The following is an 11,964-nucleotide window of genomic DNA, read 5'->3' as shown; positions in this document are numbered from 1 at the left end:
TGAATTGACAAAGACTCAGGAAATTCAGTAAAATTAGTTGGGATTGTAGCCCATGAAAGAACAAAATAGCAAGGACAGCTTGTTACAGACCGCGCTTGTCATTGGAAGTGCAGGCACTTTGCTTGCCGCTTACATTCTTATTGGTTTTTTTGCGGCAAGATGGCTGAAAGACCTGATGGAGGGGCCGAAATATTGGCTCGCCATTGGCACTATAACTGGAATGATTCTGGGAATTGTGAATGTCGCCTTGTTAATTAAAAAATTTTTGGGGGAGCAGAATGGATAATATGACTCCCATGATCAATACCGTCACTAGAGTTACGCTCGTCCTTATGGCAGGACTCTTAATGGGCTGGGTGCTTCATCATGAGACCCGGGCGATTACACTGGGCATGACTCTGGGTCTGGTGGCGGGATTGGTAAACTTTCGTTATCTGGCCGTCAAGGTTCGACGGGTTACGCAGTCGATTGCGAGCAACGAAGGGAATGCCTTCAGCCTCGGTTTTGTTACACGGATTAGCTTCGCAATTTTGGTCACCATGTTCTCGGTCAAGATTGAGCATTTCTCCCTGGTAGCAACTGTTTCGGGCGTATTCATTCCTCAGCTTCTCGCCATTCCTGCGGGGATATATCTGAGTGTGAAGAATAAGCTTTAACCAGATTAAAGAGAAAGGGGGATGATACTATGCATGACATGCCGAAAATATTTGTCGGGGGAATACCGATAGATTTATCCGCCGTGTTGATGCTTCTGATCAGTTGTACAGTGGTGTTTGTTCTGGTTATGCTTTCGGTTCGTAAGCTTTCCGTTGAAAATCCATCCAAGCTTCAGAACTTCATGGAATGGGTTGTGGAATTTGTAGAGGGTGTCATAAGCAGTGCCATGGATCTGAAGAAAGGAAAACCTTACATATCTTTAGGGTTGACATTGATTCTGTTTATCTTTGTTTCCAATCTACTTGGATTGCCTTTCTCCGTTGTAACTGAGGCGCATGGACCTGTAACAGTGTTTGGCCACGTGATTGAAGCAACTAAGAACTTGGCGAATGGTGAGCATGCAGAAATTTTATGGTACAAGTCGCCAACTGCTGACATTAACGTCACTGCAGGATTGGCAATCATAGTATTTGTACTGATGAACTTTCTGGGCATTAAGCTCAACGGCAAACATTATTTCAAACACTACATCGAGCCGTTTCCAATCTTTTTGCCACTGAACATTATCGAAAACCTGGCAAAACCTGTAGCGTTGGCTATTCGTCTATTCGCTAACATTTTCGCCGGAGAAGTACTGATTACAGTCATTTTGAAGCTGGGGATTCTCAGTATTCCGTTCCTGGCTGTATGGCAGGGCTTCAGTATTTTCGTCGGGGCACTACAAGCGTTTATCTTTACGATTCTGACGATGGTTTATATCGCACAGATGACGATTCACGAAGAAGAAGCACATTAATGAACTGCTGCGAAGAGAACGGCTATCGTCTGATTTTCCTTCGTGGGAGATATCTTATATCATTAAACACAAATATGAACCGAAATTAAAGGAGGATATTTACAAATGGAATTTTTAGCAGCAGCAATAGCGGTTGGATTGGGTGCACTTGGCGCAGGTCTTGGTAACGGTATGATCGTTAGTAGAACAGTTGAGTCCATCGCTCGTCAACCAGAAGCGAAAAATGCTTTGCAAACAACAATGTTTATTGGTGTAGGTATCGTCGAAGTTATTCCGTTGGCAGCAACAGTTATCGCATTCCTGATTATGTTTACTTAATAAACCGTAGTTACGGTTTGGCGGGGACGGCCGATGCCATCCGCGCCTTACTTTTGTATACGTCCGCATGACGCGGTAACGGAAGGGAGTGACCTCAGTGGATATTGTTTGGACAAACATAGTATTTTCAATTGTCGCCTTTGGGATTTTATATTTCTTGCTTAGCAAGTATGCGTTCAGCAAACTTTTTGCAGTTATGGAGAAACGCCGTGAGCTGGTAATGCAGCAAATGGACGAAGCTGCGAAGACTAGAGAACAAGCGGTCGCGTATGTGGAAGAGCAGAAGCAAGCGCTGAACAGTGCACGCCAGGAAGCTCAACAGATTATTCAACAATCGCAAATCACAAGCAATCTACAGGTAGAACAAACTTTGGCACAAGCCAAAGCAGATGCAGCACGTGTCAAAGAAGAGGCCGTGCGCGATATCGAGAACGAAAAGAACAAAGCAGTGGAAGAGTTGCGCAGCGAAATTGGAACGGCATCTGTTCGTATTGCTTCTAAACTTCTTAAGAAAGAAGTTAGTGCTAACGGCGAGCAGGAGCAACTTGTGAACCAATACCTCAAAGAGGTAGGAGGCCAATCATGAGCCGCGATACGGTAGTTGCCAAGCGCTACGCTAGAGCATTGTACAGTGCAGCGGTAGAGAAAGGGATTACCCTTGAAGTAGAAGAAGAGCTCAAGGCAGTGGTTGGATTATTACATTCCGACCAAGAGATAAAGCGGTTTATTCTTGCACCGCGCATCTCGGAGTCCGACAAGCTGAAAGTGCTGCGCACAGCGCTTCAAGATAAGCTCTCTCCCATCGTGATGAACATTGTAGAATTGTTAGTAGAGCGAGGCAGAACCGATATTTTTGCCGATCTGCTGGATACGTATATCAAGATTGAAGGAGACGCTCTTGGCATTGGTGATGCTAAGGTATACTCTGTTTATTCTTTAAGTGAAGAAGAAAAAGCAGCTGTAGCTGCAGAATTCGGCCAACTCGTAAACCGTAAAATCCGGATTACGAATGTGGTGGACCCAAGCCTGTTGGGAGGACTGAAAGTTTATATCGGCGATACGCTGTATGACGGCAGTCTGTCTAACAAATTGGAGCGTCTCGAGAAATCCTTTAATGATAAGCATAGAAGATAGGGGTGAGGATATTGGGCATCAGACCTGAAGAGATCAGCACTTTGATCAAAAGTCAAATTGAGGAATATAAAGCCGATATCGAAGTTGCCGAAGTCGGCACCGTCATTCAAGTCGGCGACGGTATCGCCCGTGTCTACGGTCTGGAAAACGCAATGGCTGGCGAATTGCTAGAGTTCTCCAACGGAGTAGTGGGCATGGCGCTCAATCTGGAAGAAAGCAACGTCGGTGTTGTTATTCTGGGTGAGTACAAGGAAATTCGTGAAGGCGATCAAGTAAAACGTACAGGACAAATTATGCAAGTTCCTGTTGGTGAAGCTCTGCTCGGTCGTGTAGTTAACGCACTTGGTATGCCGCTTGACGGCAAAGGCCCAATTGCTACAACTGAATTCCGTCCTGTAGAAAATAATGCACCAGGTGTTATCGATCGTAAATCGGTACATGAACCGATGCAAACAGGTCTTAAAGCCATTGATGCGATGGTACCAATCGGTCGTGGACAACGCGAACTTATCATTGGTGACCGTCAAACAGGTAAGACTGCAATCGCAATTGACGCGATTATCAACCAAAAAGGCAACGGTATGAAATGTATTTATGTTGCCATTGGTCAAAAGCAATCCACAGTAGCACAGGTTGTAGAAACTCTTCGCCGTCATGGCGCTTTGGAATATACAATCGTTGTAACTGCATCGGCTTCCGAGCCGTCCCCATTGTTGTACATTGCTCCATACGCAGGTTGCGCAATGGGCGAATACTTCATGTACAAGGGCGAGCACGTACTGATCATTTACGATGACCTTTCGAAACAAGCTTCGGCTTATCGCGAATTGTCCTTGCTGCTTCGTCGTCCACCGGGTCGTGAAGCATTCCCGGGTGACGTATTCTACTTGCACTCCCGTCTTTTGGAGCGTGCAGCTAAGCTTAGTGATGAGCTCGGTGGTGGTTCATTAACCGCACTTCCATTTATCGAAACACAGGCATCTGACGTATCAGCTTACATTCCTACGAACGTAATCTCGATTACAGATGGTCAAATCTTCCTTGAATCCGATCTGTTCTACTCTGGTCAACGTCCGGCGATCAACGTCGGTATCTCCGTTTCCCGTGTAGGGGGCTCCGCTCAAATCAAAGCGATGAAGAAGGTAGCCGGCTCGCTCCGTCTGGATCTTGCCCAATATCGCGAACTTCAAGCCTTCTCACAGTTCGGCTCAGATCTTGATAAATCTACACTTGCCCGTCTGAATCGCGGGGCACGTATGATGGAAGTTCTGAAACAAGGTGTGAATCAGCCGTTGTCTGTTGAGCATCAAGTGCTTAGCTTGTACACAGCTGTAAAAGGATATTTGGATGATATTCCAGTTAAAGACGTAAAACGTTTTGAAAAGGAATTCCTTGCTTACATGGATAGCAGTGCTGCTGATGTAGCTCAATCCATCAGGGATACAAAAGATTTGACAGCTGATAACGAAGCCGCTCTTAAAGCAGCGATTGATACCTTTAAAAGAGGTTTCGCTACTAGCTAATATAGATAGACTTTAACGGATTTTACTAAGTGAGCTTTGGCTCTGCCGAAGCTCAGGCTGTGCTTATGAAGTAGCTTTGACTTCGTCAAAGTTAAGAGAATGCTTACGAAGTTAGCTTTGACTCCGTTAAAGCTAAGATGATGCTTACGAAGTTAGCTTTGACTCCGTCAAAGCTCTAAGGTGGTGAAATCATGGCAAGAAGCATGCGTGATATTAAACGTCAAATTAAGAGTGTTCAAAACACAAGACAGATCACAAAAGCGATGGAAATGGTAGCCGCATCCAAGCTGAGAAAAGCTCAGGAGAAGGCAATTGCCGCCCGTCCTTATGCTGAGAAGCTAAAAGAGGTTGTATCGAGCATTGCTGCTGGCACAGAAGGTGTTCAACACCCTATGCTGGTTAGCCGCCCTGTGAAGAAGACTGGTTATCTAATCGTTACCTCTGATAGAGGGCTTGCAGGTGGTTACAACGCTAATATTTTGCGTAAGGTGACGATGCTCATCGCGGAGAAGCATAAGTCCAAAGATGAGTACGCATTGTTTGTTATTGGTCGTAAGGGCCGTGACTTTCTACGTCGCCGTGAATATCCGATTGTACAGGAAGTTACTGAGCTATCGGATGCGCCGAAGTTTGCTGACATCAAGTCTATCGCGAATTCGGCAGTACAGCAGTTTGTAGATGGTACGTATGATGAGTTGTATGTTTGTTACAATCAATTCGTCAATGCTATCACCCAGATCCCAACCGTTGAGCGACTGTTGCCTATGGATGGAGTAGGGAATCAAGAGCATCATGAAGCTTCTGCAAACTACGAATATGAACCTTCACCGGAAGGCGTGCTAGAAGTATTGCTTCCAAAGTACGCTGAAACTTTGATTTATAGCGCTATTCTGGATGGCAAGGCCAGTGAGCTGGGTGCGAAAATGACAGCTATGGGCAGTGCAACGAAGAACGCGTCGAAAATGATCGGAGAACTTACCCTTACGTACAACCGTGCCCGTCAGGCGGCAATTACGCAGGAAATTACCGAGATCGTGGCCGGAGCGAACGCGCAGTCTTAAAATACAAGAAAAGTTAAACTAAGTGCTTAACTTGTCTTGTGTTTTACGAGAAACAGTGTCGCTTGCTTAGGGTGCATAGCTCCTTAAGAACGGCACTGTAAGTTCTTCTTAAAATATAAGAAAGTATGGTTTTACACTATACAAAATGCTTATATTTCTACGAGAAACGGTTGTCATCTTTATATGACGACAACGTCGTTTCTTCTTGATGTAACAGCTTTCGAGGAGGGAAAAGAAGATGAACAAAGGACGCGTTGTAAGCATTATGGGTCCGGTTGTCGATATTGAATTTGAACGCGGCCAGTTGCCCGAGATTTTCAACGCTATCAAAATTGAAACCGTCTTGGACAATGGTCGTCAGCTTAACCTAACACTTGAGGTTTCCAATCACTTGGGAGACAATCTGGTACGTTGTATCGCGATGTCTTCTACTGATGGTCTGGTTCGTGGACTGGATGCGATCGATCAAGGAGGTCCAATTTCGGTTCCTGTAGGGGAAGCGACATTAGGCCGTGTATTTAACGTACTTGGCAATCCAATTGATAACGCTGGTGAAGTTCTTGCTGAGAAAAAGAACCCGATTCACCGTCTCGCACCAACATTTGACGAATTGTCAACACAAGCGGAAATCTTGGAAACAGGTATTAAAGTTATCGACTTGCTCGCACCTTATGCTAAGGGTGGTAAAGTCGGCCTCTTCGGCGGTGCCGGCGTTGGTAAAACAGTAACAATCCAAGAATTGATTAATAACATTGCCCAAGAGCACGGTGGTATTTCCGTATTCGCAGGTGTCGGTGAACGTACTCGTGAAGGTAATGACCTTTATCACGAAATGACGGATTCCGGCGTTATTAAGAAGACAGCAATGGTCTTCGGACAAATGAACGAGCCTCCAGGTGCACGTCTTCGTGTAGCTTTGACCGGTTTGACCATGGCGGAATATTTCCGTGATGTGGAAGGCCGCGATACGCTGCTCTTTATCGATAATATATTCCGCTTTACCCAAGCGGGTTCCGAAGTATCCGCTCTTCTCGGCCGTATGCCATCCGCGGTTGGTTATCAGCCGACTCTGGCTACTGAAATGGGCCAGCTGCAAGAACGTATCACATCGACTAAAAAAGGTTCAGTTACATCGATTCAAGCAATCTACGTACCGGCGGATGACTACACTGACCCTGCTCCGGCTACAGCGTTTGCTCACTTGGATGCAACAACTAACCTTGAGCGCAAAATTTCCGAGAAGGGGATTTTCCCAGCGGTTGACCCACTGGCTTCCAGCTCGCGTTTGCTAGCTCCAGAAATTGTTGGTGAAGAACATTACAACGTGGCACAAGGTGTTAAACAATTGCTGCAACGTTATACCGAGCTTCAAGACATCATTGCCATCTTGGGTATGGATGAATTGAGTGAGGATGATAAGGTTATCGTAGCTCGTGCTCGTAAAGTTGAACGCTTCCTGTCGCAGCCATTCCACGTGGCTGAACAGTTCACTGGCTTTAAGGGTAAATATGTACCAATCAAAGAAACTGTACGCAGCTTTAAGGAAATCCTGGATGGTAAGCATGATGATCTTCCAGAAGCAGCTTTCTTATTTGTAGGTACGATTGAAGAAGCAGTAGAAAAAGCGAAATCGATGTAACCTGAGCTTAGCTAATGCTTTCGATGCAAGCTTTACTTCGTAAAGCTTAGTGCATGCTTTCGAAGCGAGCTTTACAATGTAAAGCTTTAAGGAGGAATGGAAGTGAATACCTTTTTGTTGGAAATTGTCACGCCGGAGCATCTCGTTTACTCCAAGCAAGTGAATAGCTTGATTGTAAGAGGGGTCGAAGGCGAGTTGGGTATTTTGCCGGGACACATTCCGCTTGTGACTCCACTTCAGGTTGCTCCGTTATCCGTCAAATCGGACGGTGTTACGATCTCCATCGCTGTTCATGGCGGGTTCGTTGAAGTGCATAAGGACAAAGTAACCGTGCTGGCTGAAAGTGCCGAGCTGCCAACAGATATCGATGTTGAGCGCGCCGAAGCGGCTAGAGAACGGGCTCAACGCCGTCTCCAGACTCGGAGCAAACAAGATGATATCGATCACCGCCGTGCGGAATTGGCGCTGCAACGCGCTGTTACACGGATTAAAGTGTCCACTGGAAAAGGACAACAGTAGGATAAAAGCAGTCAAGCCTTAGGGTTTGACTGCTTTTTATTATAGTAATCTATTGAAAAAAGGTTAAAATTTCTTCATTTTTTTGGATAATGGCGTTGAATTGTTTAAAAATTTGTAAAAGTACTGGATTCTTTTGCCCTTCACAAGTATGATATAAGAGTCGATTTCCGAGTAATACGAACACGGAGGGTTAGCATGGAGGATATATTGTCGGGTGGGTTGTCTAGCGCAGTTGGAACCAGCAGTATGGTCTCAATGATTGTATCTTTGCTCAGTGTTGTATTATCTTGGTGGGCATTGCAGAACCTTAAGCTCGATTTGGTCATAAGATATCCCAAGAGTCCTCAGGGAAGGCTGCTGCACTTGCTGTTGGCCATTGTACTTGGTCGTTTTGTAGCGGGGTTCTTCCTGGATTACCTGAGCTGGAGTGGGATGATCCGATATATGTTTTAAGGGGATGTAGTTTGGTTATAAGTGTCTTAGGTCGCAGTGGTCAAAAGGTGTCGAATAATAAGGTTTTATTATGTCAACACTGAACTTTAAGGAACATGCCCGAGTAAATGGGCGTATTGATGGAGTAGAGAACTTTTTTGCAATTACTTTAATCTAAAAAAATAATTTAAGAAATAATGGACGCGGAGGGAAACCGAAAATGAGCAAATTTATCGTCCGCGGTGGCAACAGATTGACCGGGAGCGTGAAAGTTAGCGGCGCAAAAAATTCCGTATTACCGATCATAGCCGCCTCTCTATTGGCAGAAGAAGGAGTAAGCGTCATTGTAGACGCACCTCCGCTTGATGATGTGATGACGATATCAAAAATGCTGGAATCTCTGGGTGCAGGGGTTACATATCAGAACGATATTATCCAGGTGGATGCTACAAATATCACATCCTGTGAAGCACCTTATGAATGGGTTCGAAAAATGCGGGCGTCTTTTTTAGTCATGGGCCCACTGTTATCTAGACTTGGTCAGACAAGAATTTCCCTGCCAGGCGGCTGTGCCATTGGTACACGACCGATTGATCAGCATTTGAAAGGGTTTGAAGCACTGGGTGCGGAGATTAGTCTCGGCCAGGGCTACATTGAAGCGAAAAGCAACGGACGCCTGCGCGGTGCCAAAGTGTATTTGGATGTAGCAAGCGTAGGTGCGACCGAAAATATAATGATGGCAGCTACACTAGCCGAAGGCGTGACCGTTATCGAGAATGCGGCTAAGGAGCCTGAGATTGTCGACCTGGCCAATTACTTGAATGGTATGGGCGCAATCGTACGCGGTGCGGGAACAGGTGTTATCCGTATTGAAGGGGTAGAACGTCTGCATGGGGTCAAACATCATGTAATCCCTGACCGTATCGAAGCAGGTACGTACATGGCGGCTGCAGCAATTACCGGTGGCGATGTATATGTGGAAGGCGCAATTGCTGATCACTTAGGTCCTGTTATTGCTAAGATGGAAGAAATGGGCGTAACCATTATTCCTGACGAGAACGGTATTCGTGTAATCAGTGACAAGCCTCTCAAAGCTGTTGATTTGAAGACTTTGCCGTATCCAGGTTTTCCTACGGATATGCAGTCGCAAATGATGGCATTATTGCTGCGTTCTGAAGGTACCAGTGTCGTTACAGAAACTGTATTTGAGAACCGGTTTATGCATGTGGATGAATTCCACAACATGAACGCTGAGATTAAAATCGAAGGTCGCTCGGCGATCGTTACAGGTAATGCACAATTGGTCGGAGCTAAGGTTTGTGCTACGGATCTGCGTGCGGGAGCTGCGCTTATTTTGGCAGGTCTGGTTGCTGAGGGCACTACTGAAGTAAGCGGAACTCATCATATTGACCGCGGGTATGTTCATTTGGCTGAGAAACTGTCCGGACTGGGTGCGGAAATTTGGCGCATCTCCATGGAAGATACTTCAGCGCAAACCGTGAAGGATGAAGTTCTTAAACCGGAAGTATCCAAGAGTGAATCGACTAAAAACGAAGAGGTTAAACCACGCTTTCAGGTTCAACCAACTTGGGTATAATATCAATCATTAGGAGAGACCAGGCTGCAGTTTGCAGCTTGGTCTTTTTTTATGGAATCCTCATTTGATGGGGATTTTTTTGTATGCAATTTAATAGCCTGTGGTCTAGTAATAGATTGAGGACAGGAACTCTCTTTCTCTCAAATTGTGTTCTAGCAGTTGCTGCAAATTCATATCTATAAGAATCACCAGTGATTCACGGAAGGAGCCATAGAGATGAAAGATTTCCGCTACTTGCGAAGAAACAAGACAACGCGCTGGCACTCGCGTCCCCTTGCTCCCCGGCGCAGGCGACTCATCCCCGTCGCCTGGCTCGCAGCGCCTTTCCTGGCGGCGCTGCTGATTCCGCTGGCGGTTGTCCCACTACACCGGGGACAACCGGCGCCTGTGGCCGTGCCGGCGGTCACGGCCCCTCCGGCGGCGCCGGAGACGGCTGCGCAGGAAGCGCCGCAGCCGGACGTCTCTGTCTATTTGTCGCACAGCGGACAAATAGAGACATTGCAGCTGGAGGACTACGTCCGCGGCGTGCTAGCGGCCGAGATGCCGGCCGACTTTGAGCTTGAAGCGCTCAAAGCGCAGGCCGTAGCGGCCCGCACCTTTATCATGCGCCGCCTGATGGCTGGCGACAGAAGCGGCGTACCCGTTCCGGAGGCGGATGTAACCGATACGGTAAGCCATCAGGCTTACATATCTAAGGACACGCTGGAACGGCAATGGAAGCTCGGCGGTAGAAGCGCCGACCTCGCAAAGCTGCAGCGCGCGGTCCTTGAGACGCGCGGAGTGATCATGACTTATAAAGGGCAGCCGATAACGGCCTCCTTTTTCGCCTCCAGTGGAGGATATACTGAGAACTCAGAAGAGTATTGGAATGCAGCGATTCCCTATCTGCGCAGCGTGACGAGTCCTTGGGAGAAAGAGATTACCCCAAACTATGCAGTGACTAACACCTTTACTGTTGCTGAAATACTTACTAGATTGGGTCTGAACGATAAAGTCATTCCAGCCTCCAAAGAAACTACCAATTCAGGAACTACAACGAAGATTTCATCATCTTCGAGATTACCTATGGAAGTGTTGTCTCTTACCACTGGACATCGGATTAAAGAGGTCTCAATTGGAGGCTCTATATTTACTGGACGTGAAGTGAGAGAGAAGCTGGGCCTACGATCCAGCCAATTCAGTTGGAGTCGTAAGGGGAATAAGATCTTAATCACGACCTTCGGAAATGGGCATGGAGTAGGGATGAGCCAGTGGGGGGCAAATGGGATGGCTAAAGAGGGTGGAACTGCTACCCAAATTCTCAAACACTATTATAGTGGTATCTCATTTACACAAATCTCAACTCTTCTGAAAAAATAACTTGAAAGATACGTATAAAAGAGAAAACCCCGGTAACACTGGTTACTGAGGTGATAACCATATGAATGAACAAGACAAAAACAAAACAAACCAAGATGAATCTCTCAAAAAAACTCAGGGAGATTTACCTGGTGCAAAACCTTCTTCATGGAACAGACTGGTATCTAAACGTTGGGTATTCCCAGCAGTCTACACGGCGGCAGCGGCAATTATACTAACCTTGGTGTGGGTCTATCAGGATGCCGGCCAGAAGCCGCTCAACCAGGACACTGCCGCCACTTCGCAGCAAGTAGGAACTTCCGCTAACGAAGCTGGTACAACAACGGGAGGTCCAGATGCACTTGAAGTTGTTGCTTCAACGGAAAGTATGACTTGGCCAGTAGCTAATCCAGGTGAAGTAGAAGTAGTTAAGCCGTATTATGATGAGAATGGTACAGAGGACAATCACGTTGCCGCTATGGTGCAATATAACGACAAATTTATTCCTAATGTCGGAATCGATATTGCCCGTGAAGACAACAATACGTTCGATGTCAAAGCAGCGCTCAGCGGTGAAGTGACCAGAGTGGAAGATGTTGCGGTATTAGGTAAAGTGATTGAAATTACCCATCAAGGTAATTTGAAGACTGTATACCAAAGTCTTGGTGAAACAAAAGTTAAACAAGGCGATGTAGTGAAGCAAGGAGATACTCTTGCCACAGCTGGTCGCAGTGAGATCGAAAAGGACCTTGGAAATCATGTACACTTTGAAGTGTACGAAGATGGCAAAGTAGTCAATCCATCGGATTTACTGCCACAGCGATAAAAATTTCTATAGCAGGGGGCGAAAGCCCCCTATTTTTTTGTGTATATAAGGATTTTTAAGGTTGTGTTTGTGATGAGCCTTTTGTTTACGCGGGAAACGGTTGTTGACCTAAAGGGAGAACGAC

Annotated in this window: 14 protein-coding genes; all 14 read left to right on the top strand. The window is 46.2% G+C overall.

Going from position 1 to position 11,964, the window contains the following annotated elements; translation table 11 throughout:
- Window positions 1–52: 52 nt before the first annotated feature.
- The 14 genes from NSQ55_RS28385 (at window position 53) to NSQ55_RS28320 (ending at window position 11,840) form a co-directional block, all read left to right on the top strand.
- Window positions 53–286: an AtpZ/AtpI family protein gene (locus tag NSQ55_RS28385; RefSeq protein WP_036681579.1), complete on the top strand. Its 234-nt coding sequence runs from the start codon at window positions 53–55 to the stop codon at window positions 284–286.
- The gene (locus NSQ55_RS28380) at window positions 279–656 is read left to right on the top strand and encodes an ATP synthase subunit I (protein WP_036681578.1); all 378 of its coding nucleotides are present in this window, start codon (window positions 279–281) and stop codon (window positions 654–656) included. The genes NSQ55_RS28385 and NSQ55_RS28380 overlap by 8 nt, the downstream gene beginning before the upstream one ends.
- A 29-nt stretch (window positions 657–685) precedes the next feature.
- The gene (gene atpB, locus NSQ55_RS28375) at window positions 686–1,453 is read left to right on the top strand and encodes a F0F1 ATP synthase subunit A (protein WP_036681575.1); all 768 of its coding nucleotides are present in this window, start codon (window positions 686–688) and stop codon (window positions 1,451–1,453) included.
- Between the two features lie 105 nt (window positions 1,454–1,558).
- Window positions 1,559–1,771: a F0F1 ATP synthase subunit C gene (gene atpE / locus NSQ55_RS28370; RefSeq protein ID WP_036681574.1), complete on the top strand. Its 213-nt coding sequence runs from the start codon at window positions 1,559–1,561 to the stop codon at window positions 1,769–1,771.
- Between the two features lie 97 nt (window positions 1,772–1,868).
- Window positions 1,869–2,357 (top strand): F0F1 ATP synthase subunit B, encoded by a 489-nt coding sequence (gene atpF / locus NSQ55_RS28365; RefSeq protein WP_076123930.1) that lies wholly within the window; start codon window positions 1,869–1,871, stop codon window positions 2,355–2,357.
- Window positions 2,354–2,905, top strand: a complete 552-nt coding sequence (locus tag NSQ55_RS28360; protein WP_076123928.1) for a F0F1 ATP synthase subunit delta — start codon at window positions 2,354–2,356, stop codon at window positions 2,903–2,905. Before atpF ends, NSQ55_RS28360 begins: the two co-directional genes overlap by 4 nt.
- A gap of 11 nt (window positions 2,906–2,916) precedes the next feature.
- Window positions 2,917–4,428, top strand: a complete 1,512-nt coding sequence (gene atpA / locus NSQ55_RS28355) for a F0F1 ATP synthase subunit alpha (protein WP_036681566.1) — start codon at window positions 2,917–2,919, stop codon at window positions 4,426–4,428.
- A 191-nt stretch (window positions 4,429–4,619) separates the two neighbouring features.
- Entirely contained in the window at window positions 4,620–5,489 is an 870-nt protein-coding gene (gene atpG, locus NSQ55_RS28350; RefSeq protein WP_036681564.1) for an ATP synthase F1 subunit gamma, read from the top strand.
- A 238-nt stretch (window positions 5,490–5,727) separates the two neighbouring features.
- On the top strand, window positions 5,728–7,128 hold the full coding sequence (gene atpD / locus NSQ55_RS28345; RefSeq protein ID WP_036681562.1) for a F0F1 ATP synthase subunit beta: 1,401 nt from the start codon (window positions 5,728–5,730) through the stop codon (window positions 7,126–7,128).
- Window positions 7,129–7,230: 102 nt separating this feature from the next.
- A complete protein-coding gene (locus NSQ55_RS28340; protein ID WP_036681559.1) occupies window positions 7,231–7,647 on the top strand; it encodes a F0F1 ATP synthase subunit epsilon in 417 nt (138 codons plus the stop codon).
- 195 nt (window positions 7,648–7,842) lie between these two features.
- Window positions 7,843–8,100 carry a DUF1146 family protein gene (locus tag NSQ55_RS28335; protein WP_036681556.1) on the top strand — a complete coding sequence of 86 codons (258 nt, stop codon included), beginning with the start codon at window positions 7,843–7,845 and terminating at the stop codon, window positions 8,098–8,100.
- A gap of 199 nt (window positions 8,101–8,299) precedes the next feature.
- Complete coding sequence (murA, locus tag NSQ55_RS28330; protein ID WP_076123926.1) at window positions 8,300–9,676, top strand: UDP-N-acetylglucosamine 1-carboxyvinyltransferase; 1,377 nt, start codon at window positions 8,300–8,302, stop codon at window positions 9,674–9,676.
- Between the two features lie 216 nt (window positions 9,677–9,892).
- Window positions 9,893–11,035, top strand: coding sequence for a stage II sporulation protein D (spoIID, locus tag NSQ55_RS28325; protein ID WP_339170224.1), 1,143 nt, complete (start codon window positions 9,893–9,895; stop codon window positions 11,033–11,035).
- Between the two features lie 61 nt (window positions 11,036–11,096).
- Entirely contained in the window at window positions 11,097–11,840 is a 744-nt protein-coding gene (locus NSQ55_RS28320; protein WP_076123922.1) for a M23 family metallopeptidase, read from the top strand.
- Window positions 11,841–11,964: the final 124 nt, after the last annotated feature.

The sequence above is a fragment of the Paenibacillus sp. FSL H7-0943 genome (assembly GCF_037963265.1).
Taxonomy (GTDB): domain Bacteria; phylum Bacillota; class Bacilli; order Paenibacillales; family Paenibacillaceae; genus Paenibacillus_AQ; species Paenibacillus_AQ odorifer.
Note: the sequence above shows the minus strand (reverse complement) of the source record. Positions and strands in the feature narration are given on the sequence as shown.